36 protein-coding genes and 1 pseudogene are annotated in these 24299 nt (G+C 34.3%); 27 read left to right on the plus strand and 10 right to left on the minus strand.

All coding sequences use genetic code 11. From position 1 onward, the window contains the following. Positions 1-40 precede the first annotated feature (40 nt). Complete coding sequence (locus tag ACK1U5_RS18355; protein ID WP_001012333.1) at positions 41-415, plus strand: nucleoside 2-deoxyribosyltransferase; 375 nt, start codon at positions 41-43, stop codon at positions 413-415. A gap of 79 nt (positions 416-494) precedes the next feature. Next, entirely contained in the window at positions 495-983 is a 489-nt protein-coding gene (locus tag ACK1U5_RS18360; protein ID WP_000764266.1) for a hypothetical protein, read from the plus strand. 34 nt (positions 984-1017) lie between these two features. Here the strand turns inward: ACK1U5_RS18360 and ACK1U5_RS18365 are convergent, their stop codons facing one another. Next, a complete protein-coding gene (locus tag ACK1U5_RS18365; protein ID WP_001093237.1) occupies positions 1018-1329 on the minus strand; it encodes a hypothetical protein in 312 nt (103 codons plus the stop codon). Between the two features lie 252 nt (positions 1330-1581). Here ACK1U5_RS18365 and ACK1U5_RS18370 point away from each other — a divergent pair, with 252 nt between their 5' ends. Together ACK1U5_RS18370 and ACK1U5_RS18375 are read left to right on the plus strand one after the other, a co-directional pair. Continuing rightward, positions 1582-1797: a DUF3912 family protein gene (locus ACK1U5_RS18370; RefSeq protein WP_001008326.1), complete on the plus strand. Its 216-nt coding sequence runs from the start codon at positions 1582-1584 to the stop codon at positions 1795-1797. Positions 1798-1884: 87 nt separating this feature from the next. Further along, a pseudogene (locus tag ACK1U5_RS18375) lies at positions 1885-2278 on the plus strand (hypothetical protein). Between the two features lie 79 nt (positions 2279-2357). Here ACK1U5_RS18375 and ACK1U5_RS18380 read toward each other — a convergent pair. From ACK1U5_RS18380 to ACK1U5_RS18390, 3 genes are all read right to left on the minus strand, one after another. Next, entirely contained in the window at positions 2358-3752 is a 1395-nt protein-coding gene (locus ACK1U5_RS18380; RefSeq protein WP_001094331.1) for an L-cystine transporter, read from the minus strand. A gap of 106 nt (positions 3753-3858) precedes the next feature. Beyond that, the gene (locus ACK1U5_RS18385; protein ID WP_000440721.1) at positions 3859-4101 is read right to left on the minus strand and encodes a DUF2626 domain-containing protein; all 243 of its coding nucleotides are present in this window, start codon (positions 4099-4101) and stop codon (positions 3859-3861) included. Between the two features lie 125 nt (positions 4102-4226). Further along, positions 4227-4922: a helix-turn-helix transcriptional regulator gene (locus tag ACK1U5_RS18390; RefSeq protein ID WP_000434125.1), complete on the minus strand. Its 696-nt coding sequence runs from the start codon at positions 4920-4922 to the stop codon at positions 4227-4229. 205 nt (positions 4923-5127) lie between these two features. Between ACK1U5_RS18390 and comGA the strand changes: the two genes are divergently transcribed. The 10 genes from comGA (at position 5128) to ACK1U5_RS18440 (ending at position 10740) form a co-directional block, all read left to right on the plus strand. After that, on the plus strand, positions 5128-6171 hold the full coding sequence (gene comGA / locus ACK1U5_RS18395) for a competence type IV pilus ATPase ComGA (protein ID WP_001013180.1): 1044 nt from the start codon (positions 5128-5130) through the stop codon (positions 6169-6171). Then, entirely contained in the window at positions 6164-7195 is a 1032-nt protein-coding gene (gene comGB, locus ACK1U5_RS18400) for a competence type IV pilus assembly protein ComGB (RefSeq protein WP_000475184.1), read from the plus strand. Before comGA ends, comGB begins: the two co-directional genes overlap by 8 nt. A gap of 11 nt (positions 7196-7206) precedes the next feature. Continuing rightward, positions 7207-7506, plus strand: a complete 300-nt coding sequence (gene comGC / locus ACK1U5_RS18405) for a competence type IV pilus major pilin ComGC (RefSeq protein WP_001178686.1) — start codon at positions 7207-7209, stop codon at positions 7504-7506. Beyond that, the gene (comGD, locus tag ACK1U5_RS18410) at positions 7503-7958 is read left to right on the plus strand and encodes a competence type IV pilus minor pilin ComGD (RefSeq protein WP_000813142.1); all 456 of its coding nucleotides are present in this window, start codon (positions 7503-7505) and stop codon (positions 7956-7958) included. The genes comGC and comGD overlap by 4 nt, the downstream gene beginning before the upstream one ends. Further along, positions 7951-8253, plus strand: a complete 303-nt coding sequence (locus ACK1U5_RS18415; RefSeq protein ID WP_000829471.1) for a hypothetical protein — start codon at positions 7951-7953, stop codon at positions 8251-8253. The genes comGD and ACK1U5_RS18415 overlap by 8 nt, the downstream gene beginning before the upstream one ends. Beyond that, positions 8223-8693 carry a competence type IV pilus minor pilin ComGF gene (gene comGF, locus ACK1U5_RS18420; RefSeq protein ID WP_000923098.1) on the plus strand — a complete coding sequence of 157 codons (471 nt, stop codon included), beginning with the start codon at positions 8223-8225 and terminating at the stop codon, positions 8691-8693. Before ACK1U5_RS18415 ends, comGF begins: the two co-directional genes overlap by 31 nt. Further along, a complete protein-coding gene (gene comGG / locus ACK1U5_RS18425) occupies positions 8690-9061 on the plus strand; it encodes a competence type IV pilus minor pilin ComGG (RefSeq protein WP_001231273.1) in 372 nt (123 codons plus the stop codon). Before comGF ends, comGG begins: the two co-directional genes overlap by 4 nt. 176 nt (positions 9062-9237) lie before the next feature. Further along, positions 9238-9888 carry a 2OG-Fe(II) oxygenase gene (locus tag ACK1U5_RS18430; RefSeq protein WP_000183860.1) on the plus strand — a complete coding sequence of 217 codons (651 nt, stop codon included), beginning with the start codon at positions 9238-9240 and terminating at the stop codon, positions 9886-9888. Between the two features lie 115 nt (positions 9889-10003). Continuing rightward, complete coding sequence (aroK, locus tag ACK1U5_RS18435; protein ID WP_069604922.1) at positions 10004-10501, plus strand: shikimate kinase AroK; 498 nt, start codon at positions 10004-10006, stop codon at positions 10499-10501. 38 nt (positions 10502-10539) lie between these two features. After that, complete coding sequence (locus ACK1U5_RS18440; RefSeq protein ID WP_000106083.1) at positions 10540-10740, plus strand: YqzE family protein; 201 nt, start codon at positions 10540-10542, stop codon at positions 10738-10740. A 65-nt stretch (positions 10741-10805) separates the two neighbouring features. Here the strand turns inward: ACK1U5_RS18440 and ACK1U5_RS18445 are convergent, their stop codons facing one another. Further along, the gene (locus tag ACK1U5_RS18445; RefSeq protein WP_001073111.1) at positions 10806-11438 is read right to left on the minus strand and encodes a VC0807 family protein; all 633 of its coding nucleotides are present in this window, start codon (positions 11436-11438) and stop codon (positions 10806-10808) included. 140 nt (positions 11439-11578) lie between these two features. Then, positions 11579-11695, minus strand: a complete 117-nt coding sequence (locus tag ACK1U5_RS18450) for a hypothetical protein (RefSeq protein ID WP_001987222.1) — start codon at positions 11693-11695, stop codon at positions 11579-11581. A gap of 73 nt (positions 11696-11768) precedes the next feature. On the opposite strand from ACK1U5_RS18450, the gene ACK1U5_RS18455 reads away from it, so the two are divergent. Then, positions 11769-11996, plus strand: a complete 228-nt coding sequence (locus tag ACK1U5_RS18455) for a hypothetical protein (protein ID WP_000032702.1) — start codon at positions 11769-11771, stop codon at positions 11994-11996. 97 nt (positions 11997-12093) lie between these two features. Further along, on the plus strand, positions 12094-12225 hold the full coding sequence (locus ACK1U5_RS18460; protein WP_000064668.1) for a hypothetical protein: 132 nt from the start codon (positions 12094-12096) through the stop codon (positions 12223-12225). 35 nt (positions 12226-12260) lie between these two features. On the opposite strand, the gene ACK1U5_RS18465 is transcribed toward ACK1U5_RS18460, so the two are convergent. Next, positions 12261-13058: a YqhG family protein gene (locus tag ACK1U5_RS18465; RefSeq protein ID WP_001183964.1), complete on the minus strand. Its 798-nt coding sequence runs from the start codon at positions 13056-13058 to the stop codon at positions 12261-12263. Further along, the gene (locus tag ACK1U5_RS18470) at positions 13045-14727 is read right to left on the minus strand and encodes a DEAD/DEAH box helicase (protein WP_069604698.1); all 1683 of its coding nucleotides are present in this window, start codon (positions 14725-14727) and stop codon (positions 13045-13047) included. Before ACK1U5_RS18470 ends, ACK1U5_RS18465 begins: the two co-directional genes overlap by 14 nt. A 390-nt stretch (positions 14728-15117) precedes the next feature. Here ACK1U5_RS18470 and gcvT point away from each other — a divergent pair, with 390 nt between their 5' ends. The 11 genes from gcvT (at position 15118) to ACK1U5_RS18525 (ending at position 23694) form a co-directional block, all read left to right on the plus strand. After that, positions 15118-16218: a glycine cleavage system aminomethyltransferase GcvT gene (gcvT, locus tag ACK1U5_RS18475; protein WP_000631769.1), complete on the plus strand. Its 1101-nt coding sequence runs from the start codon at positions 15118-15120 to the stop codon at positions 16216-16218. A gap of 20 nt (positions 16219-16238) precedes the next feature. Then, complete coding sequence (gene gcvPA, locus ACK1U5_RS18480) at positions 16239-17582, plus strand: aminomethyl-transferring glycine dehydrogenase subunit 1 (RefSeq protein ID WP_000903240.1); 1344 nt, start codon at positions 16239-16241, stop codon at positions 17580-17582. Beyond that, the gene (gene gcvPB, locus ACK1U5_RS18485) at positions 17579-19054 is read left to right on the plus strand and encodes an aminomethyl-transferring glycine dehydrogenase subunit 2 (RefSeq protein ID WP_000795702.1); all 1476 of its coding nucleotides are present in this window, start codon (positions 17579-17581) and stop codon (positions 19052-19054) included. The genes gcvPA and gcvPB overlap by 4 nt, the downstream gene beginning before the upstream one ends. Before the next feature lie 442 nt (positions 19055-19496). Next, on the plus strand, positions 19497-19700 hold the full coding sequence (locus ACK1U5_RS18490) for a DUF3929 family protein (protein WP_000262496.1): 204 nt from the start codon (positions 19497-19499) through the stop codon (positions 19698-19700). A 70-nt stretch (positions 19701-19770) separates the two neighbouring features. Further along, complete coding sequence (locus tag ACK1U5_RS18495) at positions 19771-19962, plus strand: hypothetical protein (protein ID WP_000535933.1); 192 nt, start codon at positions 19771-19773, stop codon at positions 19960-19962. Positions 19963-20080: 118 nt separating this feature from the next. Beyond that, positions 20081-20455 (plus strand): GntR family transcriptional regulator, encoded by a 375-nt coding sequence (locus ACK1U5_RS18500; protein WP_001021353.1) that lies wholly within the window; start codon positions 20081-20083, stop codon positions 20453-20455. Positions 20456-20460: 5 nt separating this feature from the next. Continuing rightward, positions 20461-21333 carry an ABC transporter ATP-binding protein gene (locus ACK1U5_RS18505; RefSeq protein ID WP_061138955.1) on the plus strand — a complete coding sequence of 291 codons (873 nt, stop codon included), beginning with the start codon at positions 20461-20463 and terminating at the stop codon, positions 21331-21333. After that, a complete protein-coding gene (locus ACK1U5_RS18510; protein ID WP_001249563.1) occupies positions 21314-21982 on the plus strand; it encodes an ABC-2 transporter permease in 669 nt (222 codons plus the stop codon). Before ACK1U5_RS18505 ends, ACK1U5_RS18510 begins: the two co-directional genes overlap by 20 nt. A 14-nt stretch (positions 21983-21996) precedes the next feature. After that, positions 21997-22629 (plus strand): ABC-2 transporter permease, encoded by a 633-nt coding sequence (locus ACK1U5_RS18515; RefSeq protein ID WP_001186558.1) that lies wholly within the window; start codon positions 21997-21999, stop codon positions 22627-22629. A 32-nt stretch (positions 22630-22661) separates the two neighbouring features. Then, a complete protein-coding gene (locus ACK1U5_RS18520) occupies positions 22662-23258 on the plus strand; it encodes an ABC-2 transporter permease (RefSeq protein ID WP_069604697.1) in 597 nt (198 codons plus the stop codon). Positions 23259-23505: 247 nt separating this feature from the next. Then, positions 23506-23694: a hypothetical protein gene (locus tag ACK1U5_RS18525; RefSeq protein WP_069604695.1), complete on the plus strand. Its 189-nt coding sequence runs from the start codon at positions 23506-23508 to the stop codon at positions 23692-23694. A 16-nt stretch (positions 23695-23710) separates the two neighbouring features. Here the strand turns inward: ACK1U5_RS18525 and ACK1U5_RS18530 are convergent, their stop codons facing one another. Then, entirely contained in the window at positions 23711-23968 is a 258-nt protein-coding gene (locus ACK1U5_RS18530) for a DUF3975 family protein (RefSeq protein ID WP_069604694.1), read from the minus strand. A gap of 15 nt (positions 23969-23983) precedes the next feature. Then, positions 23984-24298 (minus strand): DMT family transporter, encoded by a 315-nt coding sequence (locus tag ACK1U5_RS18535; protein ID WP_000312623.1) that lies wholly within the window; start codon positions 24296-24298, stop codon positions 23984-23986. Position 24299 lies beyond the last annotated feature (1 nt).

Consider the following 24299-nt stretch of genomic DNA (forward strand, 5'->3'; position numbering starts at 1 on the left):
AAAAGGAGTTTCCCCATACATAATGAAGGAGTGTATATAAATGAATTTTTATATCGCCTCAGGTTTCCAAAATAAACATCTTGTACATTCCGTAGCAAATGAACTGAAACATGCAGGATGGCACCATACATATGATTGGACCAAAAACGAAAGAGCAGCGAATGAAGAACAATTAAGAGAAATTGGTCAGGCAGAACGAAATGCTGTAAAAGAAGCGGATGTATTTTTACTTATATTAGATGGTGGAAACGGGAGCCATACAGAGTTTGGAATGGCGATTGCACTAGAGAAAACGATATATGTATATCATGCAGGAAACCCGCTCCAAACAACGTTCTATCACTTGCCAGAAATAAATATTTTTGAAGGAGATGTAGCTGAGTTTGCATCTTTTGTTATGAATCATGTGAAATAATAGTAACTACCTAAAAGGTTATAAAAGTGATCTTTTGGGTACAGTGATGATAAGAAACGTATATAAAGGAGTACATAATATGAAATTAGAAAATGGATGGGAAACGAGCTTTTTAGAAGTCGTACAAAATAGTGAATTTAAGAAAGAGGCACTTCTTAGTCAATTGCTTTGTCAGGATAGTGAAGAAGTAGAAGAGCTTGTGGATGATTACGGCTACGAAGAACTTGTTGAACGTGAACATGATGATGAGTTAGCTGAAATCTTAGGAGAAGAACTTTTTAGTGAGATGGAACGCCAAGTATTCTTATCTTCAAATCCAGAAGAAAAACTTATTTCATTCGTCAATGGATTAGGTTTTCATGTGCTAGATTGGATCGTTCTTCTTGAAACAGAATTTGGCATTGATAGTGCAAACTTTACATCAGATGCTGTGAAGTTGTTAGAAAAGCGTTTCAGACAGTTTCCATACATAGAGGACAAGACAATTTTTGATATGACATTTGGAGAATCGATGGATGTATTAGAATCTGTTACAGGATTACAACTAAAGGAAAAGATGAACGTATAATGAAAAAAGAACGTGATTGGATCACGTTCTTTTTTTACATAATAATAATTTTATCATCTAGTTTTGTCTGCCCGGTAAGAAGTGCGTTTAAATATTCCACTTTTCTTATACAAGCTTGTATATGTCTTTCAATCTCTTGTAACTCTGCTTGGTGATGCGTTTCAATTGGATGAATTTGTACGTTGAATTTTTCAAATTGACTACTATATGTTATTTCTGCATAGCCGCTCATAATATCGGTTTCGTTATGAAATAAAAATTGCTTCGTTTTGTCACAGAATGATACATCCTGAAAGCCATATACTTTTAATGCTTCAATTACTTTTTTAATCATTTTTGTATTCATTTTTTAACCCTCTTTACGAAGTTCTACTTATATATTATAACATAAAAAATTACATAGAAAGCGCTTCCAAGTGTATTTTATTATAAACTTTACGTTTCAATCACAAAAATGAAACAAAGAAAAAATAATTGTAAAGAAGGAAGGACTCTTTTATTGTTTCGTCATATATATAGAGAAATAGTGCAATGAAAGGAAATTTTCCGAGGTGGAGATCGTATTTCCAATTTGAGCGCAGTAAAAGAGGTGAGAATTTTGAACTTTGATATTGTAGGACAAAAAGCATATATAAAAGATGGACCGCATCGGAACCGAATTGGAATTGTAAAGAAAAACGAGACAAAATTAGCATCGCAGTTTGCTATTGTAATTGGAGAACAAATCATTGATGTAGAGCTAAAGGATATCGTGTTAGTTGGAGTAGACGTAGGACAATTTCATAAATGGTGCGAACAAAATGGTTATTTGTGAAAAGGACGGGCTGTGAGATAATGAAATATATTTGAGGAAAGAGGATATGTTATCATATTCTCTTTTTCTATGTTTCAGGAGGCGAAAATGAAATATAAAGAACAGGAGTTTACGTTGGAGTTAAAAGAGAACATTCAATGTATGGAGAAGGAAATAGAGCGAATATCACTTAAACTGCATAAAGAGTATGCGCATTTATACATAGAAAAACACATGGAATTAGATATGGGATTTGCAAGAGAAAAAGAGAATCCCTTTGAGGTGGGTTATTATTCATCAGTTGCCATAGCTATATTAGATGAAGAAAAAGAGATGATTGAATTTCACTATATTCCAATTTGGAAATGCGAAAGAATCTTTTTAGGAATGTCAATTCAATCAAACATTTTTGGGAGTAAGAAAGTAGGGGGAACTTGTTGATGAATCTTGTTATGAGATTGAGGAGGAGTTAAAAGAGCAACTAGAAGAATACTTGGAGTAAGAATTCTCAAGATAAAATCTATAAAGAGGGAACGGAATAAAAAAGACGCTAACAATTGTATGTTAGCGTCTTTTTTTCATTATGAAGCAATTTCACCAGTTTTTGTATCATCTTGATTGTACGTATCTTGATCTAATTCACCAAGCCATTTACTTGAAATAAGACCTGCTGTCATAGAACCACTTACGTTAAGAGCTGTACGCCCCATATCGATTAATGGCTCAACCGAGATAACTAGAGCAACAATACCGATTGGTAAGTTCATTGTAGATAGTACGATTAAAGCTGCGAATGTTGCGCCGCCACCAACTCCGGCAACACCGAATGAGCTAATAGCAACAACAGCGATTAAAGTTAAAATAAATTGTGGTTGTAATGGATCAATTCCTACAGTTGGAGCGACCATCATTGCAAGCATTGCTGGATAAATACCTGCGCAACCGTTTTGTCCGATAGATACCCCAAATGAAGCTGCGAAGTTTGCAATTCCTTCGGAAATACCAAGCTTTTCTTTTTGAGCTTCAATATTTAATGGCATCGCACCAGCACTAGAGCGAGATGTGAATGCAAAAGTTAGTACAGGGAACACTTTTTTCAAATATTGAATTGGATTTAAACCAGACAATGCAATTAATAATAAGTGAATGATAAACATTACGATAAGTGCTACGTAAGAGGCTAACACGAAGTTACCAAGTTTTAAAATAGCATTTATATCGCTACCAGCAACTGTTTTTGCCATAAGAGCTAATACGCCGTATGGAGTAAGGCGTAAAATTAATGTTACCATACGCATTACGATTGCATATACAGCATCAAGCATTTTCTTAAATAGTTCTGCTTGTTCTGGATATTTTCGTTTTACACCTATAAAGGCAATGCCGATAAAGGCTGCAAATATTACGACAGAAATTGTTGATGTTGGACGAGCGCCTGTTAAATCAAGAAACGGATTTGTAGGCAATAGCTCTAATAATTTATCCGGAATTGTTGTCTTTTCAATAGAAGTAAATCTTTCTTCAACTAGTTTCAGACGAGCAGATTCTGCATCACCTTGTTGCAAGCCTGCTGCAGATACATCAAATCCTGCACTTGCAGCGATACCGACAGCTGCAGCGATTCCTGTAGTAAGAATTAAAATTCCGATAATAAGACCACTGATTTTACCAAGGTTTTTCGTTAACTGTAATTTTGTAAAGGCTGAAATAATAGATACTAAAATAAGTGGCATAACGATCATTTGAAGTAATTTCACATAACCGTTACCGATTAAGCCAAACCAAGTATTTGATTCAATAATTATTTTAGAAGTTGGTTCATAAATAAATTGTAATATAAGACCGAATATAATTCCGACTCCTAAAGCAGTAAATACACGTTTATTAAAAGATACATGCTTACGTTGCATATAATATAATACGCCAACTAAAATGAGCATGACTGCAACGTTAATTCCGACAAGCAGTGTATTCATGTTGATTCCCCCTAATTCCAATCTGTTATATAGAATATAAGGCAATAAAACCTATAAGTCAACTAGGAAATTCCGGAATTAAAAAAAGATGGCAAAATGCCATCTTTTAATGTCCAGCCCCAGGGACAAGTAAAAACGTCGTGTAGTATGTAAATCCTATGAAGAAAACAGTTAAATATGCCCCAAATACGTATATATACATACGCTCTGTTAATTTTAAATAGCTTAAAAGTACGAAGAAACCTGTTTGTCCTAAAAATAGTAGTGCGGTCTGTTGCATATCCCCTACGTAAAACATAACCGAGAAAATTCCAGTCCAAAAGCCGAGAACGCGAAACATGCGCTCCATGCCATCTCCCTCCTTTTCTAAAAAAAGTAAACTTCACCTCATTATAGTTTATTTTTCTTACTATTGTAAATATTCATTCATATAAAAAGAAGCCAATTATTATTGGCTTCTTTTTATATGAGAAATTAAATTGTTAGTTTATAATTACAAGATTTACATCCATCTAATAGACTATCATTTCGAGTTAATTCCATGTTAGGGAATAGGATTTCAAAAATTCCTTTCATCATATCTCCGTGCATGTTACAAATTTCAGTTGGATGATGAACAGCAACTTCTTTAAATGGACAATTGTGTACATCATAGAAAATTTTTGTTCCATCTGCACTTAATTCAAATGCAGGTGATAAGCCAGCTGTTGAGAAAGCTTCTTTTGCAATTTGAACTTTTTGTTCCACTGTTAAAGCATCTTCACTCACATTTAAACGTTGCATATGTTGTTGCATTAATTCAGCTCCGAATTGTTTTCCTGTTTCGTATAGCGCTTTCTCACCAGCAGCGCCAAGGCTAAGTAAAGAATTAAATGCGATTCTTGCTAACAATTGATAATCACGGAATGGAAATTGTAATTGGATAACATCTTCAGATAAGACATACAATCTGCTCGGTCGTCCGCCTTTTCCAGTTTTCTTCGTTTCCGATTTTAGCATATGAACATCTTCTAATTTAGATAAATGTAAACGCGCTACGTTTGGATGAATATCGAATTCATCTGCAATTTCTTGTACCGTTACGTAACTATGTTTTTGCGAAATATATTTATAAATGTAATAACGAGTTGGGTCAGATAATACACCTGTAATTTTTAAAGCTTGTTCCATGAGGATCTCCACCTTTATCACTTTATCCAAGATAATAACATTATAATACAGATAAACATGAGTATAGGTAATTTCAGACAATAATTCGGAAATTGTTCATAATTTCACAAACATATTTTTCCTTTTTCCTCTATTGAAAATACAAAAGTCCAAATTTTTATTGCGAATGTTTTCATGCTATATACATAGTGAGGAGGGAAAAGTAATGAATGGGATTGAAATTTTTGCGAATACAATTTTAAAAGAAGCGTGTAGGGTACAAGCGTCAGATTTACATATTGTGCCCCGGCAGAAGGATGTAGCAGTGCAACTACGTATAGGAAAAGATTTAATGACGAGACAGTGTATTGAAAAGGAGTTTGGAGAAAAACTTGTCTCACATTTCAAATTTTTAGCATCTATGGACATAGGAGAGAAACGGAAGCCACAGAATGGTTCGTTGTATTTGCAAATTGATGGACAAGAAGTGTATTTACGCCTTTCAACACTTCCAACAGTATATCAAGAAAGTCTCGTTATTCGCCTTCATTTACAAGCATCTGTTCAGCCCTTATCACATCTTTCGTTATTTCCAAGTACGGCAGCAAAACTACTCTCGTTTTTACGCTATTCACAGGGGCTACTCGTATTTACTGGACCGACTGGATCTGGGAAGACGACGACAATGTATGCATTATTAGAAGTAATTAGAAAAAAGAAAACACGTCGCATCATTACACTTGAAGATCCGGTTGAAAAAAGAAGTGACGATGTATTACAAATTCAAATAAATGAAAAAGCGGGTCTCACATATGAAACAGGATTAAAGGCTATTTTACGTCATGATCCAGATATTATTTTAGTCGGTGAAATCCGGGATGAGGAAACAGCAAAAATAGCTATAAGGGCAAGTTTGACAGGACATTTAGTAATGACAACGCTGCATACGAATGATGCGAAAGGAGCAATCATTCGTTTCATGGATTATGGTATAACGAGGCAAGAGATTGAACAGTCTTTATTGGCTGTAGCTGCACAGCGACTTGTCGAATTGAAGTGTCCGTTTTGCAGAGGAAAGTGCTCAACTTTATGTAAATCAATGAGGCAAGTAAGGCAAGCAAGCATTTATGAGCTACTATATGGACATGAGTTAAAACAAGCACTTAAAGAAGCAGATGGAGAATGTGTTACTTACAAACATGAGACTTTAGAATCGTCAATACGAAAAGGATATGCTTTAGGTTTTTTAGAAGAAGATGTTTATGTTTAAGAAAACTTGGAGTTTAAGTGATCAAGTAGTATTGTTGAAACGTTTAGGAGAATTATTAGAAAAAGGCTACTCTCTTTTACAAGCATTAGAATTTTTACAGTTTCAATTACCTGTAGAAAAGAAAGTACAATTGCAGCGCATGATTGAGGGGTTAAAAGATGGGAAAAGTCTACACGATTCTTTTCATCAGTTAAAGTTTCATCAGGACATGTTAAGTTATCTATTTTATGCCGAGCAACATGGTGATATTTCTTTTGCTTTGCAACAAGGAAGTGCACTTCTTTATAAGAAAGATAAGTATAGGAAAGACATGATGAAAATAATGCAGTATCCTATGTTCTTGATGTTTTTTCTACTAATCATGCTTTTTATTTTTAACCTCATTTTATTACCTCAGGTTGAAATGGTTTATAGTTCGTTCGGTTCTAATACACCACTACTTACAGAACAAATTTTAAGTGCAATAAAACTGCTACCATACATTATTTTAACCGCTATTTTAACTGTTATTATTGGATGTAGTTTATATATGTTGTATTTTAGGAAACTTCCACATATTAGACAGGTAAAAATCATGCTTCGTATTCCTCTCATCAAAACATTTCTTATTTTAAAGCATTCACATTATTTTGCTACTCAGTTGAGTGGTTTATTAAATGGTGGACTATCAGTATGCGAAGCTTTAACAATAATGATGGAGCAAAGATATCATCCGTTCTTTCAATATGAAGCGAATCGGATTGAAAGACAATTAATTGGAGGAGAACAGTTACAATCTATCATTGCTAAAAGTGGGTATTACGAGAAAGAACTTTCTTATGTTATTACGCATGGACAAGCAAATGGCAATTTAGGGATTGAATTAGGTGACTATAGCGATCTTATTATGGAAAAGATGGAACGAAAAATTAAACATATGTTAGTTATCATTCAGCCTATTTTATTTACATGTATTGGAGGAATCGTTGTCCTTATGTATTTAGCGATGATTATGCCGATGTTTCAAATGATGAATTCTATTTAGGGGGCATTTGTATGCAGAATGAGGAAGGATTTACTCTGTTAGAGATGCTATTAGTAATGGTTGTCATAACTATATTATTACTATTAATTATTCCAAATGTAGTTACACAGCGTTCATCGGTCCAAGGAAAAGGGTGTGCAGCTTACGTGAAATCTATAGAAGCGCAAATACAAGTATATCAATTACAACATAATAAAATTCCATCGTTAAAAGAACTGGCAGATGAAAAGTATATTACAACTGATAAGTGTCCGAATGGCGAATCTATTCATATATCAGATGATGGCACAGTATCAATTAGGGCATTGTGAAACAACAAGGGTTTACTTTTTTAGAAATGTTACTCGTTTTATTTGTTATTTCTGTATTAAGTATAGTTACGTATTTTAGTGTTCATTCCTTATACGAGCGACAAAAAGTTGAACAATTTTTGAGACAGTTTTCAAATGATATTTTGTATATGCAGCAATTAGCGATAAACCATCAAAAGCACTACACATTACGTTGGCATAAAGATAGAAATATGTATGCTATAAAAGAGTCAGGTACAAAGTATTATATCGTCAAGCGAGAGTATGAAGAAGATATACAAATTGATTTGCATACGTTTCCAAATCCGATGACATATAACCCAAGTGGAAATATTAATAGAGGTGGTACGATTATAATTTCGTATAGAAATTATAAATATGAAATTGTATTTCAGCTTGGAAGAGGGAGATTTACGTATCGTGAAATGTCAAAAAGGATCCATAATGGCTGAAATGATTGTATCGTTAAGTGTTTTAATGATGGCTGTATCGTTACTACTACCGCAAACAGTATTAGTTATGCAAGAAAGAAAAAATATACAAATTCGTTATAAGGCAACTGGATTATTAAAAAAAGAAGCAGCTATATATATGTATGGAAATGAAGAAAAGCGAATAATAGAAAAGAATATAAATGGAATTGGGTATTACACATATTGGGGAGGCAATGAAGTTTGTACCATGTGGAAAGATGTGAAAGACAGAATGATGGAACAATGCTTTTATGTAGGAGAAAAAATAAATTAGAATTTGGTTTTTCATTAATAGAAATGATTGTATGTCTGTTTCTATTATCAATATTTTTTTTGCTCTTTCCCCGCCTACATTTCATTGAAATGGAAAATAAACAGTCGAAAGGGTTAAATGATTGGGAGTGGGATGTGTATTTAGGGCAAATGCAATTGGAGTTTCGTGAAGTATCATCTGGAGAACAGCTAGCATTTGAAAATGGAGAAAGTATTTTACAATTCCGATCGCGTAATGGGAGTGAAGTATCGTATGAAAAAGAGAATAGTCGTCTTATAAGAAAGGTAGATAGGCGCGGGAGGGAAGTTGTTTTACAAAATATTGGAACGGTTTCTTACAAACTAACACCTCATGTACTCATTATAAATGTGAAAGATACTAGTGGGAAAATATATGAAGGTGTAGTTATGCGATATAGCGAAATAGGAATAAACGTATGAGAAAGCAAAAGGGATTTACAATGCCTGGAACGATTATCTTTCTTATTTTATTAACTTCTTTTTTTATATACGAAACAAATATGTTGTTTACAGATAAAAATTTTTATATAGGAATAGAACAAAAATTTTTATTGGATGAATTACTTAACCGATCTATTACAGATATAAAAAAAGACTTACAGCAAAAAGAAAAAGAAGGTACGTTTTTCTTTCAGTATGAAAAGGGAGAAGCGAGTGGAAATTATGTCTTTGAAAATGATTTAATTCTCGTTGCTTTGCAGTGTACACTCAAACAGGAAGCTTTCTATACGGTGAGTTTTCGGTATAGAAAAAAGGATGGGAAAATAGTCGATTGGATAGAAGGATAATATGTAAAATATATATATAGATAAACCAGGATTTCCTATTGTAAATTGAATTGATTTTTTAGAAGAAATGGACAAATATAATGATCAAAAGTTTAAATTTTCTCAAAAAAGAGAAAGGTAGAAAGAATATGATATATTCATGCTATCCAATCATTATTTTTAGGGAGAATAGGGAAATGACAAACAACAATCAAATAGGTGAAAATAAGGAACAAACTATTTTTGATCATAAAGGAAATACGATTATGACAGAAGATAGAGAAATACACATTATTTCAAAATTCGAAGAACCTCTTATTGTCGTATTAGCAAATGTACTAAGTGATGAAGAGTGTGATGAATTGATTGAAATGTCTAAAAATAAAATGGAGCGTTCTAAAATTGGTTCATCACGTGATGTAAATGATATTCGAACAAGTAGCGGTGCATTTTTGGAAGACAATGAACTTACTTCAAAGATTGAAAAACGAATTTCATCTATCATGAATGTTCCGGTGGCGCACGGAGAAGGATTGCACATTTTAAATTATGAAGTGGATCAACAATATAAAGCACACTATGATTATTTTGCGGAACATAGTAGATCAGCTGCTAACAATCGTATTAGTACGCTTGTAATGTATTTAAATGATGTAGAAGAAGGCGGAGAAACGTACTTCCCAAAATTAAATCTTTCTGTACACCCTAGAAAGGGAATGGCAGTATACTTTGAGTATTTTTATCAAGATCAATCATTAAACGAGCTTACGTTACACGGAGGGGCACCTGTAACGAAAGGCGAGAAATGGATTGCAACGCAGTGGGTGAGAAGAGGCACTTATAAGTAAAAGCGAGTGTTACGTTTTGTTCTTCATAGTATAAGAACAAAACGTTTTTTTATTAAACAAAGTAGCATCTTTCGTTATAATAACAATTAATAAATGACGATTGAGAGGACAAGAAATGAAATCTATATACATAACCGGCTACATGGGAGCTGGGAAAACAACAATTGGAAAAGCATTAAGTAAAGAACTTCATATGGATGTTGTAGATACTGATCAAAAAATCGAAGAGAAGCAAGAGAAGGCAATTCGTGATATTTTTGCCGAAGAAGGCGAAATGGCTTTTCGCGAATATGAAAGCGAAATGTTACGTTCACTACCGAGTCGTAATGTAATCATTACAACTGGTGGCGGCATCATTGAACGAGAGGAAAACCGAAAGTGGATGAAGGAAAATGGCACCATCGTGTATTTATATTGTGATCCACATGTAATTGCAGAAAGGCTTCGTGAAGATACGACACGTCCACTATTTCAAAAGAAAGATATAGATGCATTCGTAAAGAAATTTGAATCACGCCGAGCTTATTATGAAGAGGCTCATATTCATATCGATACGACAAATAAGTCTGTAAAGCAAATTATGAATGAATTAAAGGAAAAGATTAATGTATAAAAAAGTGGACATACTAATCAAGTAGAGGTGATGATAATATGTCTACTAATGATTATGTTCGCTTTGTGACGCAGCAGTTTGTGTCGTATATGGATGCTCCAAAAGAAGATCGAAAACAAAAGAAAGAACAACGCCGTGCTGAAAAAGAGCCATTTATGAATAAGTGGTTTGGTGTTATGCCGCTGAGTGCTGCTTTGTTTTACCGAAATGTAAAAAGTAAAAGAAAAAAATCAAGTTAAATTTTAGTCATATGTTTAGCAAACCCAAAATCCCCTAGTGTCGTATTACACTAGGGGATTTTTATTTACTGCACGGATTCTTGTTCTTCCGTAACGGCATGTATTTTATTGTTCACCCATACGAACCCAATTCCGATACAAATGGAAATGCCCCATCCAACAGCGGTCATAATCGCTCTCATTTCACCATAGCCATCTACACCGAAAACAGAGATGAAATAAATTTTTAAGAAGCTTTTTAATATGAATTGTAGACCGAAAAATAGCGTTAAATATTGTAGTGCTGGATAAATACGACTATCACGATAAAGCTCACGACTTTTATCACGGTCATGGCCTTGCAGTGCGGCAATATCCGCAGCGAAATATAACATAAGTGGTTTCTTTATAAAAATTGTACATATGACGATAATACCGAGTACGATGTGATAATATGCATCATTCCACAACATTCGTTCAGCTGACCCAGATAATAAATCTACCGTTGTATTAGAAATGAGTGTAATTAAAATAAAGAACCCTGTCACGTTAAACTGTTTTTCTTTTTTAAAGGTATACAGTGTATAAATAATCCCCGGAACAGAGGAAAGTAACATCGCGTAATAAGGATCGATATAAGGTTTTGCAAATTTCCAAATGAGGAATGGGATTACGAGATAAAAGACAAGATCTAATATAGCTTTTTTATTTTGATTCATACAAAGCCTCCTTAAGTCATACATATATTTTATAATATAATTTCTGAAAATTGTATAAGGTTTAATGGGAAAAGAAAAAATATATCAATTTTCGAGGGGGGAGTAGATTGAAAAAAATTGCCCTAGCGTAGTAAGTTTTTTTAGTATATAATAAAGGAAACGCTTTCATTTTTAATTTGTTCACAAAATGGACGGAAAATCACATATTTACTATCGATATGTTGCTTTATAATGAAACTAATTAAATATACATGCATACAATATTGTGAAATAAATAACATAAATAATCTATATAAATGTAAACGTTATCAAAAGAGAGAGGTGGAGACAATGAGTAAATTTTTCTTCAATCATAATCCAGCAACAGTAGAGGATGGAAGGCTTGTTAAATATGCTGAAATTATTTATGGAGAAGGTGGCCGTTCTGTATTAGAAAATTTAATGGTGAAGGCATCTATCAGATTGCGTGATCGTTATCCGAATAAATCTGACGAGCAGATCTCGAACCTAGTAAATAAAGGCATCCATGATATGTTTCAAAAATATGTGAGCGAGTAAGAGTGGCCAATGGCTGCTCTTATTTTTTTGTATAAGGATTGTAACTCTAGCTGAAAATAAACATGTATTCTGAAAAACGTAAAAAGGAGTGGGAAAGATGAGCAATGGAATTGGACGTTCGAAAGAAAATCTTCCAACTGATGCAAATCATGTGAGCGCGAAGGATCGTGCGTATCAAAAACGCATGGCAAAGCAAAAACAACAAGAGCGTAATGAGGATAGAGAATAACTCGAAATAAAGCTCCTTCTAAAGCAGAAGGAGCTTTATTTTGATAGAAAATGATTCGCGGTAACATAAAAGAGTCCACCGTTAATAATTTGCACTGTAATACGTGGTTCATACTGTTCTTGCAGAGCTTGTTTTTCAATTTCATAGCTCTCAGGAAGTTCGTCACTTTCTTCATAAAAACGGTTTAAAAGGTCTAAATCATGATTCCAACGCACTCTTGCTTCTTTTGCCCACGTATGGTCATCTTCTGCAATTATATTTTTTAAAGCGTCTTCTATGCGTTGTAAACCACTTTGAGGTTTAATGATGGGCGAGAGCGTAAAACAAAAATCAGGTATTTTTGGTGTAAGTTTAATGTTTGTTAATGTTTCATGAAAGTTTGCCATCATTGTTCCAGAAATGAGATGAATACCAATCGAGTGAAGGATGTCTTTTTTTCGATCACATTGATAGGAAACTTTTATATTAATACCGAGCCAAGGGTGGAGCGGTGTATGTGTTGCTCCATTATGTCTTACATCCTCATATAAACGTATGTATGAGCCTAATTCTTTTGTCGTTTGGAAAATTTGATGTAGACGTGGTGAACCGTAGTGAATAAGCTCACCATCATTTTCTTCATTTTCTGGATTTGTAATAAGAGTAAGGCGCATCGGATTCGGTACGCCTCCTGTTTTCTCAAGATAGTGCCAATAAAAAGGGCGATTCATTAATAATTTATCCATCTCAATTGTTAACTGTACATCTAATAAATGAGGAGAACGTTCTAAAATTTCACAGTTATTCGCCTCAAAGAAATTGTATAAGTAATTATGAATTTCATGTTGCTGCATAGCCTTGCACCTCAGCTTCATTTCGTTTCGCAAAGTCGATAATAGATGTTAAGTTTTCCATCTTAATTCTAATTTCACCTTCGCTTTTTGATTGCGCGAAAATTTCTTGAATGTGCGCGTCGATGTTTTTCATATTAATTCTCGTTAAAATTTCATCGAGTTCACCAATAACACGCTCGAATAAGTTGATTTTTTCATATAACAGTTTCAGAATATGTTCTTCAACAGTATGCTTTGTAGCTAAGTTATAAATATGAACATCATTTTTTTGACCGAGACGGTGAATACGTCCGATTCTTTGCTCAAGACGCATTGGATTCCATGGCAAATCATAATTGATCATATGGCTACAAAACTGTAAGTTAATCCCTTCACCACCAGCTTCAGTTGCAATTAATACTTGTGCGTGGTTTTGGAAAAGCTCCTTCATCCAATCTTTCTTCCCGCGTTTAAACCCGCCGCGGAATGGGACGGAAGAAATACCGTGTTGTTGTAAAAACCATTGTAAGTACATTTGTGACGCTCGATATTCTGTGAAGATAACGACTTTATCGTCAATTTCTTTTATAAGCTCAAGAGCTTTATTTGCTTTTGAGTTGAAAGGAATATGATTAATTTTGTCCATTAGCACATCGATATGTGGATCTTTTATATAATGTTCGTTTTCTTTCTGTCTTTTTTCTACATGCTTTTTCAATGAATAGTAAACAGCCTCACGACTACTACACGCTTCCCGTTTTAAAGTTAACGATGAGAAAGCAGATGTGAAGGCGTCTTGTCCTCGCCAATTTTCGATATCATTATATAGAGCTTGTTCTTGTTCATTAAACTCAACAAAAATTGTACGTACATGTCTCTTCGGCCAATCGATACCGGTATTATGTCGTCTATTTCGCACCATTACTTTATTAATGAGAGCTTTTAAGTCTTCATCTGATTCGGCTGAGCGATTTTTGGAAGCGTAATATTCTTCAAAGTTGGATTGATTGCCTAAATGTCCTGGCTTTAATAAAGAAACAAGGTTAAAAATTTCATCAATCTTATTTTGAACAGGAGTAGCGGTTAGTAATAAACAAAACTTCTTTTTTAATCGTTGTGCAAATTCATAGTTTTTTGTTTTATTATTTTTCAGTTTATGTGCTTCATCGATAATAATAAGGTCATATTCCAAGTTCAACACGATATCGCGATGTGGTGAACGTTTCGCAGTATCAATTGATGATACGATTACGTCAGCTTGTTCCCATGAGTAGCTTTTCTTTTGTGCTACAGCGGGAATGAAAAACTTTGTATTCAGTTCGTATGCCCATTGTGATACGAGAGAAGCTGGGACAAGTATAAGTACCTTTTTCACAAGCCCGCGGACCATATATTCTTTCAAAATAAGTCCAGCTTCGATTGTTTTTCCAAGGCCTACTTCATCTGCTAGAATCGCTTTACCGTTCATTTGTTTAATCACATTTTGAGCGACTTCTAATTGATGCGGAAGCGGTGTGAAATGGGATAAATGTTTCGGTGCTTGTAGTCCATCAAAAGTAGGAACAAGTAACGATTTTTCTGTTTCATAAGCTAAGTGATATAAATCCCAGTTTGTCCAAGGACCATCTTCGTCAATTCTATTTAAAAAATTGTTTTGCCATGTCCGATCTACGGAAATATCGACATTCATTACAACTCTCCCACCTTTTATAAACTAAAGTAATTATTTTTTAATGTATGATGATTTGCCTGAAAAGAAGGCATAATTATCGTTATTAAAGGCTATATGATAGACAATAATAAAGTATTAAATCTCAAAAGCTGCATTTATTGTGTTTTAACATAAAAAATTCTAAATTATTTTTTATGCTAGAATATTGATGAAATATAGCGAATGATGTTAGGATAATGGTGTGAAATGTGTGGAATCTTTCGTATTTTATCCAAGAAAGTGATTTTTTATTTACGCTTTCATAAAAAAATATAATGAGATTCCGTATATCCTATCTTTTCAGAATGAAAATGTTTAGAAAAGGGAAGCAACTTTTATTGATTTGTCAAAGCATAAGGGGGAGAGAGCATGATTACATTACAACGTACACCGTTATTTGATGTATACGCGAAGTATGGTGGAAAAACAATCGACTTCGGTGGTTGGGAATTACCAGTTCAATTTTCAAGCATTAAAGAAGAACACGAAGCTGTACGTACAGCTGCAGGTTTGTTCGATGTGTCTCATATGGGAGAAGTTGAAGTAAAAGGTGTAGATAGTTTAGCATTTTTACAACGTGTTGTTACAAATGACGTATCTACCTTAAAGGTAGGGGGCGCACAATATACAGCTATGTGCTACGAAAATGGTGGTACAGTAGATGATTTATTAATCTACAAACGTGGTGAAGAAGACTATTTATTAGTAATCAATGCATCAAATATCGAGAAAGATTACGAATGGTTAGCAAGTCATGTAATTGGCGATGCGACAGTAGTCAATGTTTCTAGTGAAGTTGCACAGCTTGCAATTCAAGGACCAAAAGCAGAAGGCATTTTACAAAAAGTTGTGTCAGAAGATTTGAAAGAAATTAAGTTCTTTAAATTTAAAAACGATATTCTTGTAGATGGAATTCCAGCACTTGTATCTCGTACAGGTTACACAGGTGAAGATGGATTCGAAATTTACTGTAAGAGTGAAGATGCTGCAAAACTTTGGGAGAAACTTCTTGAAGTTGGAGCAGAAGAGGGCTTAAAAGCATGTGGTTTAGGTGCTCGTGATACACTTCGATTCGAAGCAACATTACCACTTTATGGACAAGAATTATCAAAAGATATTACACCGATTGAGGCTGGAATTGGCTTTGCGGTAAAAACAAATAAAGAAGCAGACTTCTTTGGAAAAGCAACGTTAAAAGAGCAAAAAGAAAACGGTGCGCCTCGTAAATTAGTCGGCATCGAAGTAATCGAACGTGGAATTCCTCGTACGCATTACCCTGTATTTATTGGTGAAGAAAAAATTGGGGAAGTAACGAGTGGTACACAATCTCCAACGTTAAAGAAAAGCATTGGTTTAGCACTAATTGATGTAAAATACGCAGCAGTTGATACAGAAGTAGAAATTGAAATTCGTAATAAACGCGTCAAAGCAGTAGTTGTTCCAACACCATTTTACAAACGTTCAAAGTAACGGGGAGAGGGGTAGATTTCATGTTGCATCGTTATCTTCCAATGACAGAAGAAGACAAAAAAGAAATGTTACAAACGATCGGCGTTCAAACGATCGATGAATTATTCTCTGATATTCCAGAGAGTGTTCGTTTTAAAGGGGATTTAAAAATTAAAGAAGCAAAATCAGAGCCAGAGCTTTTAAAAGAGCTATCTCAAATGGCTAGTAAAAATGCTAACTTAAAAGAATACGCTTCTTTCTTAGGAGCAGGCGTATACGATCATTATGCTCCAGTAATTGTAGATCATGTTATTTCTCGCTCAGAATTTTATACAGCTTACACACCATACCAACCGGAAATTTCACAAGGGGAATTACAAGCAATCTTTGAATTCCAAACAATGATTTGTGAATTAACAGGAATGGATGTAGCAAACTCTTCTATGTATGACGGGGGTACAGCTTTAGCTGAAGCGGCAATGTTAGCAGCTGGTCATACTCGCAAAAAGAAAATTCTTGTATCTAGCGCGGTTCATCCAGAATCAAGAGCAGTACTTGAAACGTATGCAAAAGGACAAAATCTTGAAGTTGTTGAAATTAATCATAAAGATGGTGTAACAGATTTAGACGTATTACAAAGTGAAGTAGATGATACAGTTGCTTGTGTAATCGTTCAATATCCAAACTTCTTCGGACAAGTTGAAAAATTAGCTGATATTGAAAAAATCGTTCATCAACAAAAATCATTATTTATCGTTTCTTCAAATCCATTATCATTAGGCGCATTAACGCCACCAGGGAAATTTGGTGCTGATATTGTAATCGGTGATGCACAACCATTCGGTATTCCAACGCAGTTTGGTGGACCGCACTGTGGTTACTTTGCAACAACGAAAGCATTTATGCGTAAAATTCCAGGACGTCTTGTTGGACAAACTGTAGATTCAGATGGTAAACGTGGATTTGTATTAACGTTACAAGCACGTGAACAGCATATTCGTCGTGATAAAGCGACATCTAACATTTGTTCAAACCAAGCGTTAAATGCATTAGCAGCTTCTGTTGCAATGACGGCACTTGGCAAACAAGGTGTGAAAGAAATGGCACGTCAAAACATTTCTAAAGCACAATATGCAAAACGTCAATTTGAAGCGAAAGGCTTCACAGTAACATTTGCTGGACCATTCTTCAATGAGTTTGTTGTAGATTGCAAACGTCCAGTGAAAGAAGTAAACGATGCATTATTACAAAAGAATATTATCGGTGGTTATGATCTAGGCCGTGATTATAAAGAGCATGAAAACCATATGCTTGTAGCAGTAACTGAGCTTCGTACAAAAGAGGAAATTGACACACTTGTAAACGAAATGGGGGCTATCCAATGAAGAACCAAGATCAAGCACTTATCTTTGAAGTGAGTAAAGAAGGACGCATAGGATATAGCTTACCCAAATTAGATGTAGAAGAAGTGAAACTAGAAGATGTGTTTGAGAGCGATTATATTCGAGTAGAAGATGCAGAGCTACCAGAAGTATCTGAACTTGATATTATGCGCCACTATACAGCACTTTCAAACCGTAACCACGGTGTTGATTCTGGATTCTATCCACTTGGATCTTGTACGATGAAATATAATCCGAAAATTAATGAGAGTGTAGCTCGTTTCGCAGGATTTGCAAATATTCATCCGTTGCAAGATGAAAAGACAGTACAAGGTGCAATGGAATTAATGTACGACTTACAAGAGCATTTAATTGAAATTACAGGTATGGATACTGTTACTTTACAACCAGCAGCTGGTGCACATGGAGAATGGACAGGTTTAATGTTAATTCGTGCATACCATGAAGCGAATGGTGACTTTAACCGTACGAAAGTAATTGTGCCTGACTCTGCTCACGGAACGAACCCAGCATCTGCAACTGTAGCTGGTTTTGAAACAATTACAGTAAAATCAAATGAAAATGGCCTTGTTGACTTAGAAGACTTAAAACGTGTTGTAAACGAAGAAACAGCAGCACTTATGTTAACAAATCCTAATACATTAGGGCTATTCGAAGAAAATATTTTAGAAATGGCAGAAATCGTCCATAATGCAGGCGGTAAATTATACTATGATGGTGCAAACTTAAATGCGGTATTAAGCCAAGCACGCCCAGGAGATATGGGATTTGACGTTGTGCATTTAAACCTTCATAAAACATTTACAGGTCCTCACGGCGGTGGTGGCCCAGGTTCTGGTCCAGTAGGTGTGAAAGCTGATTTAATTCCGTACTTACCAAAACCGATTTTAGAGAAAACGGAAAATGGTTATCACTTCAACTACGACCGTCCAGAAGCAATTGGTCGTGTGAAACCATTCTATGGTAACTTCGGAATTAACGTTCGTGCATACACGTATATTCGCTCTATGGGTCCAGATGGCTTGCGTGCAGTAACGGAGTATGCTGTATTAAATGCGAACTATATGATGAGAAGATTAGCGCCATTCTACGATCTTCCATTCGATAGACATTGTAAGCATGAATTTGTATTATCAGGTCGTCGTCAAAAGAAACTTGGTGTACGTACATTAGATATTGCAAAACGTCTGCTTGATTTCGGTTACCATCCACCAACAATTTACTTCCCATTAAATGTGGAAGAATGTATTATGATTGAGCCGACAGAAACAGAATCAAAAGAAACATTAGATGGTTTCATTGATAAGATGATTCAAATCGCTAAAGAAGTAGAAGAAAATCCAGAAGTTGTACAAGAAGCACCGCATACGACAGTCATTAAACGTTTAGACGAAACGATGGCTGCACGTAAACCAGTTTTACGTTATGCGAAGCCAGCTCCTGTACAAGTTTGATTAAAATAACAAAGGAAGAACTCGCTGAGGCGGGTTCTTTTTTTGTATGGAGAATTTGTCCCGCATTAACGGACAGTAAACTCCCAACTCAAAACTTAGCTGGTGCAAAGAAGCCAGGTGGGAGATAAACTGTCCGTAAATGCCCGATTGGTTCAACTAATAATCAGTGGGGATGAACAAAAATCCCCACTGATTAAAGTTTCACTTTATGCAGAAATAGTGAAGAAAATGTTAAAAAAATATGTTTTTTGTTTCCTAATGGTGTAAAGGTGTAGTTTTATAGGTAGTTTTGTTGAAAAAGTCGGTTTGATAAAAGTATTTATTTTTGTTAGAATTTTATTGAAATTAAGAAGATGTGATGAGGCAAAGATTACTCATTTTTATGTATATGTGAAAAAACGAACAAGACGGGGGTGAAAGTGTGGGATATCGATGTTATAGAATGGTATACCATTTAGAAAATGGAGAAACAATTAAAGATGTAAAAGAATTTTGCTATCGGGACCAAGGAAAAGTGTTAGAAAGAGTAGCAAATCGTGTAATGGATAATAGAGAAGTGACGGCGATTGATAAACAAGGAACAATCATTTCAATAGCATGTGAGGACATTGTAAAGGTAGAACTTGATTACATAACAGAAAGTTAACCTTGAGTCATATCGAATTATTCGATAAAATAAACTGTTGAATGGTGAAGTGAGAAGAGAGGAGTTTATCATGGGTAGTACAAGACACTTTTATATGTTTATCTTAGCGTTTGTTCTTGTTGTGGCATTAACGATTTACTTAATTGTTGACAGCAGCTGGTACAATACAGTTCATCCGGCATTCCTTCTGTTTATGTATATAGGAATTGCAGTAGTAAGTTTCGGAATGAGAGACGAGATGTTAGATCGCTTTGAAAAGTGATACATATACGAAAGACCAACAGGAAAATGTTGGTCTTTTTTTCTTGCCAAAAATAGGATGCTGTGTATATACTGTATATATAAGGTATACACAGTATATACACACACTGGAGGGAAACATGAATATTATTATTTCGAATTCTTCCCAAGACCCTATTTATGTGCAAATAAGAAAACAATTAAGCCAGCTTATTTTAAATGGCGGTTTAAAGGGGGGAGATCAATTACCGTCTATTCGTAGCTTAGCGAAGGAATTACAAATTAGTGTCATTACAACGAAGCGTGCATACGAGGAGCTTGAAAAAGAAGGATATATAGAAACTGTTGCTGGGAAGGGGACTTATGTTTCACGTAAAAATAATGAACTATTAAAAGAACAAAGGCTTCGCCTATTGGAAAGTAAAGCGGAAGAGATTGTGAATGAAAGTAAAGCGTTGCAGCTTTCACTTGAAGAATTACAGCAGATGATTGCGTTTTTATATAAGGGGGAATGAGAGAGATGTTAGAGTTAAAAAATGTTTGTAAAAGTTATGAAGGTTTCGCAGTGAAAAATATAAGTTTTACGTTACCACGCGGATATATTATGGGGTTTGTCGGACCGAATGGGGCCGGGAAAAGTACGACAATCAAAATGATTATGAATTTAATTAAAAAAGATAACGGAGATATAAAAATTTTTGGCAAGGACAATAAGAAAGCTGAAAAGGAAATAAAACAAAATATCGGCTTTGTATATGATGAAAATCATTATTACGAAGATTTAACGTGTGAACAAATGAAGCGTATTATTGCACCGTTATATAAAAAGTGGGACGAAGAGCAGTATCAATCGTATATGCATAGATTGCAAGTTCCAAAGTATAAAAAAATTAAAGAATTATCAAAAGGAATGAAAATGAAATTTGCGATTGCCATCGCACTTTCGCACCACGCAGAGTTTATTATTATGGACGAACCGACAGCAGGGTTAGATCCAGTTGTTCGAAGTGAATTACTTGATATGTTGCAAGAAATTGTAATGGAAGATGAAGTATCCGTATTATTCTCAACGCACATTACAACAGATTTAGAGCGCATTGCAGATTATGTTACGTTCATCAATGATGGAGAAATTATATTTACTGGTGAAAAAGAAGACTTAATGGAGAACTACGTAATCGTAAAAGGAAGTAATGATTTATTAGACCAAGAAGGAAAAGAACTATTTGTTGGATTACGAAAAAATAAATTTGGTTTCGAAGGTTTAGCGAAGGATAAACAAGGAATTATCGATTGGTTTGGAAATGAGGTTGTACTAGAAAAGCCTACATTAGATGACATTATCGTTTACACTGCGAAAGGGAGAGGTGCCTATGCGTCAGCTTGTATATAAAGATTTGTTCTTTTTTCGGGTAATGTGGTTAGTGAATTTTGTTATGCCTCTTTTGTTTTTTATGTTAGAGCCAAGTGGTGAATTTTTATTTCCGATGAGTTGTCTATTTATAACCCTCTCCTCCGTTATGACGTTAACCTTTATGGATGAAAGAAATAAAAGTGACATTATTATAAATAGTTTACCAGTAAGTCGGAAGGATATCATTATTGCTAGATATATTTCCTGTGCAATATTTATTGTCGGTGCCATGGCTTCAACTATGATAATTGTATTCCTTTTAAGAGGTATTGCTGTTATTGATGATATTGGTGTATACCATCCTAATTTTTATATTGAAATTCCATGGTATGTAGTGGTAAGTGGAGTGATTTATTCTGTAGTATTTGTGGCGACATTTTTTCCTAGTTATTATGGTACAAAATCAAAGGGCATGAGAAGTATAGTATCAGCCGCAGCAATGGGGATTGGTGTACTTCTTTGGATATTTATTAGTGATGGGCTGAATGAAACAACATCTTCATTCAGTGAGTGGATTATGAATCCAGTACATATTGGTGTATTTACAGTTGGAGGAATGATATTAGCTAGTGCCTATATCGCTTCTATGTTTCTTACAATTAAAATTTATAAAACGCGTGATTTATAGAGAGGGGAATTCATATGCAACAGTTGATTTTGAAGGAGTTTTTTTTACAGAAGAAGATGTTTCCTTTCTATTTTTTAATCCCTATTTTATCTATTTTTAAGAATTCCGTCGAACCAATGGGGATTGCAATAGGATTATTTATAACATGTAGTACGATTATATATATTTCTTTTTATTATGACGAGAAAAGTAAAGCGGAAAAAGTATTAGTGAGTTTACCTATAACGAGAAAAGAGATAATTATAGCTAAATATATTTCAAGCACATTATTTATTATGGCTGGTTTGAGTGTAACTTTTATAGTCGTAATATTAGGAAATATTTTATTGGACAGGGATATAGTCATGCCTGGATATGCAGTGTTTTCAGCGATAGTAGCAACTTTGATTTATTGTGTAGTAACGATACCGACTAATTACATTGGGGGATATAAAGTTATTACAGTCTTGAATTTGATTATGCTGTTTCCTTTAATGGGTATGATTGGTCTTATGTGCAATATTTTTGGTGATAAAACAATTATGTTAAAAGTACTTCACTCTCAAGAGGCTACACTAGCAATGGGTGTTCTTAGTATTGGAGTATTAGTGAGTATATTCATATCAATGTTCCTCTCAATGAAAATGTTTCAGCAGGCAGAGTTATAGAAGGGACATTTTCATATTAGGAGGTGCAATACATGATCAAGCAACTAATTTTAAAAGATTTCATTATTCAATGGAAATTTTTAATTTGGTACATACTGTATCCTGTTTTCTTTTATATGGCCTTAACAGATACGGAAAATCTGTTCATAATTATGTCAGTAATTATTACAATTGGGGCAACAGTAAAAACGTTTGAAGCAGATAGTAAAAATAAGAGTGAAGTTATAGTAAATAGTTTACCAATATTGAGAAAACAAATTGTATTTGCAAAATATATAGTAGCAATTATTATTCTTTTTATAAGTGTAATGGTCGGTTGTTTTACGATGGGAATGAAGAATGGGGTTAACCTATTTGAATTTATTGAAACGACAATGGTTGCTAGTATTAGCTTTATTTTAGTGTATTTAAGCTTTGTTTTACCGATATCGTTTTGGTTGGCCTATAAAAAAACTATTTTTATTGCGATTTTTATACTAATAGCACCTATGGCCGTTTCTTCTATTTTCTTTGGAATCAACCTAGAACAAATTCAACTATATAACAGCATGTTATTCGTTAGTTCAATATGCATGTTCATAATATCTATCTTTGTTTCAGTAAAAATATATAAAAAAAGAGAATTTTAAAAGGTGCCTTAAAAAAAGGCACCTTCTTCAATAACGACAATACGAGAGCAGTAGTTTATAAAAAGAAACGCTATTTGGTACATCTTTTGGAGTATGTAATATAAAGCTGAAAACGATGATGAGAATAAGAAATAGGAAAAATAAAAATAGGATTTGCTTATGTATAGAACTTTGCATATTATCCACTCCTTTTTTAGGGTAGTATGTCCAAAAGAAAGGAGTGTATGAAAAATTTTAGGAGGGGAGAATGATGAACAAAAGAAAATGGTTATATAGAATAGGAATATTTTTATTTTCAATCGGTCTCATATTAGCAAATGTTTACTCGAATATACCACCGTTATTTCCAAGTTTACATAAAGGGGGTGGTATAAATATTTCCATAGTTGGTCTGTTTTGTCTTATCACATGTAACTTCTACAGAAAGTCTGAATGAATATAAAAAAGGACAGTTATTCTTTTTCAGAAATACTGTCCTTTTTAAATAACTTATTCCATAGTTTGGTGATACTCCATATAATGACGATTGCAATGGAGGCGATAATGGACCAAACAATCGATATAATTTCAAGTGTCATGTTAGGAAGGAATGTGAGAATGGATAATACTTTATGAAACAATGATTCTATTATATGAAAACTTATTTGTAATAGAATGACGATACAAAGTGTGATCCATGCTAATATTTTCTTTCCTTGTTCTTTCCGCATGACATTCACCTCACGTTAGCTTAATAGTTTTAAGCCAACAGCGCCGCATAAAATGCAGCTTAAGAAAGCAAGACGACGCCAATCCGCTGATTCTCGGAAAATGAGAATGCCTAGAAGTGCACTTCCAGCAGTTCCGATTCCAGTCCAAATCGCGTAAGCAGTTCCCATCGGTAATGTGTTCATCGCAAGAGATAAGAAGAAGAAGCTTACGCCGAAGTTAGCGATTAAAATAACTTTTGGTGCCCAGCCTTTCTTTTCAGTGGCTACTTTCATAAAGAGTACACCAATAATTTCACAAATACCAGCTAGAATTAAAAATACCCAAGCCATT

The organism is Bacillus sp. XB1, from assembly GCF_053557995.1.

What these genes read in the sequence shown, in the direction of transcription:
- ACK1U5_RS18355 (WP_001012333.1), top strand. Translation starts at nt 41, where the DNA reads ATGAATTTTTATATCGCCTCAGGTTTCCAAAATAAACATCTTGTACAT.
- ACK1U5_RS18360 (WP_000764266.1), top strand. Translation starts at nt 495, where the DNA reads ATGAAATTAGAAAATGGATGGGAAACGAGCTTTTTAGAAGTCGTACAA.
- ACK1U5_RS18365 (WP_001093237.1), bottom strand. Translation starts at nt 1,329, where the DNA reads ATGAATACAAAAATGATTAAAAAAGTAATTGAAGCATTAAAAGTATAT.
- ACK1U5_RS18380 (WP_001094331.1), bottom strand. Translation starts at nt 3,752, where the DNA reads ATGAATACACTGCTTGTCGGAATTAACGTTGCAGTCATGCTCATTTTA.
- ACK1U5_RS18385 (WP_000440721.1), bottom strand. Translation starts at nt 4,101, where the DNA reads ATGGAGCGCATGTTTCGCGTTCTCGGCTTTTGGACTGGAATTTTCTCG.
- ACK1U5_RS18390 (WP_000434125.1), bottom strand. Translation starts at nt 4,922, where the DNA reads ATGGAACAAGCTTTAAAAATTACAGGTGTATTATCTGACCCAACTCGT.
- comGA (WP_001013180.1), top strand. Translation starts at nt 5,128, where the DNA reads ATGAATGGGATTGAAATTTTTGCGAATACAATTTTAAAAGAAGCGTGT.
- comGB (WP_000475184.1), top strand. Translation starts at nt 6,164, where the DNA reads ATGTTTAAGAAAACTTGGAGTTTAAGTGATCAAGTAGTATTGTTGAAA.
- comGC (WP_001178686.1), top strand. Translation starts at nt 7,207, where the DNA reads ATGCAGAATGAGGAAGGATTTACTCTGTTAGAGATGCTATTAGTAATG.
- ACK1U5_RS18415 (WP_000829471.1), top strand. Translation starts at nt 7,951, where the DNA reads ATGGCTGAAATGATTGTATCGTTAAGTGTTTTAATGATGGCTGTATCG.
- comGF (WP_000923098.1), top strand. Translation starts at nt 8,223, where the DNA reads ATGCTTTTATGTAGGAGAAAAAATAAATTAGAATTTGGTTTTTCATTA.
- comGG (WP_001231273.1), top strand. Translation starts at nt 8,690, where the DNA reads ATGAGAAAGCAAAAGGGATTTACAATGCCTGGAACGATTATCTTTCTT.
- ACK1U5_RS18430 (WP_000183860.1), top strand. Translation starts at nt 9,238, where the DNA reads ATGACAAACAACAATCAAATAGGTGAAAATAAGGAACAAACTATTTTT.
- aroK (WP_069604922.1), top strand. Translation starts at nt 10,004, where the DNA reads ATGAAATCTATATACATAACCGGCTACATGGGAGCTGGGAAAACAACA.
- ACK1U5_RS18440 (WP_000106083.1), top strand. Translation starts at nt 10,540, where the DNA reads ATGTCTACTAATGATTATGTTCGCTTTGTGACGCAGCAGTTTGTGTCG.
- ACK1U5_RS18445 (WP_001073111.1), bottom strand. Translation starts at nt 11,438, where the DNA reads ATGAATCAAAATAAAAAAGCTATATTAGATCTTGTCTTTTATCTCGTA.
- ACK1U5_RS18450 (WP_001987222.1), bottom strand. Translation starts at nt 11,695, where the DNA reads ATGCATGTATATTTAATTAGTTTCATTATAAAGCAACATATCGATAGT.
- ACK1U5_RS18455 (WP_000032702.1), top strand. Translation starts at nt 11,769, where the DNA reads ATGAGTAAATTTTTCTTCAATCATAATCCAGCAACAGTAGAGGATGGA.
- ACK1U5_RS18460 (WP_000064668.1), top strand. Translation starts at nt 12,094, where the DNA reads ATGAGCAATGGAATTGGACGTTCGAAAGAAAATCTTCCAACTGATGCA.
- ACK1U5_RS18465 (WP_001183964.1), bottom strand. Translation starts at nt 13,058, where the DNA reads ATGCAGCAACATGAAATTCATAATTACTTATACAATTTCTTTGAGGCG.
- ACK1U5_RS18470 (WP_069604698.1), bottom strand. Translation starts at nt 14,727, where the DNA reads ATGAATGTCGATATTTCCGTAGATCGGACATGGCAAAACAATTTTTTA.
- gcvT (WP_000631769.1), top strand. Translation starts at nt 15,118, where the DNA reads ATGATTACATTACAACGTACACCGTTATTTGATGTATACGCGAAGTAT.
- gcvPA (WP_000903240.1), top strand. Translation starts at nt 16,239, where the DNA reads ATGTTGCATCGTTATCTTCCAATGACAGAAGAAGACAAAAAAGAAATG.
- gcvPB (WP_000795702.1), top strand. Translation starts at nt 17,579, where the DNA reads ATGAAGAACCAAGATCAAGCACTTATCTTTGAAGTGAGTAAAGAAGGA.
- ACK1U5_RS18490 (WP_000262496.1), top strand. Translation starts at nt 19,497, where the DNA reads ATGGTATACCATTTAGAAAATGGAGAAACAATTAAAGATGTAAAAGAA.
- ACK1U5_RS18495 (WP_000535933.1), top strand. Translation starts at nt 19,771, where the DNA reads ATGGGTAGTACAAGACACTTTTATATGTTTATCTTAGCGTTTGTTCTT.
- ACK1U5_RS18500 (WP_001021353.1), top strand. Translation starts at nt 20,081, where the DNA reads ATGAATATTATTATTTCGAATTCTTCCCAAGACCCTATTTATGTGCAA.
- ACK1U5_RS18505 (WP_061138955.1), top strand. Translation starts at nt 20,461, where the DNA reads ATGTTAGAGTTAAAAAATGTTTGTAAAAGTTATGAAGGTTTCGCAGTG.
- ACK1U5_RS18510 (WP_001249563.1), top strand. Translation starts at nt 21,314, where the DNA reads ATGCGTCAGCTTGTATATAAAGATTTGTTCTTTTTTCGGGTAATGTGG.
- ACK1U5_RS18515 (WP_001186558.1), top strand. Translation starts at nt 21,997, where the DNA reads ATGCAACAGTTGATTTTGAAGGAGTTTTTTTTACAGAAGAAGATGTTT.
- ACK1U5_RS18520 (WP_069604697.1), top strand. Translation starts at nt 22,662, where the DNA reads ATGATCAAGCAACTAATTTTAAAAGATTTCATTATTCAATGGAAATTT.
- ACK1U5_RS18525 (WP_069604695.1), top strand. Translation starts at nt 23,506, where the DNA reads ATGATGAACAAAAGAAAATGGTTATATAGAATAGGAATATTTTTATTT.
- ACK1U5_RS18530 (WP_069604694.1), bottom strand. Translation starts at nt 23,968, where the DNA reads ATGCGGAAAGAACAAGGAAAGAAAATATTAGCATGGATCACACTTTGT.
- ACK1U5_RS18535 (WP_000312623.1), bottom strand. Translation starts at nt 24,298, where the DNA reads ATGGCTTGGGTATTTTTAATTCTAGCTGGTATTTGTGAAATTATTGGT.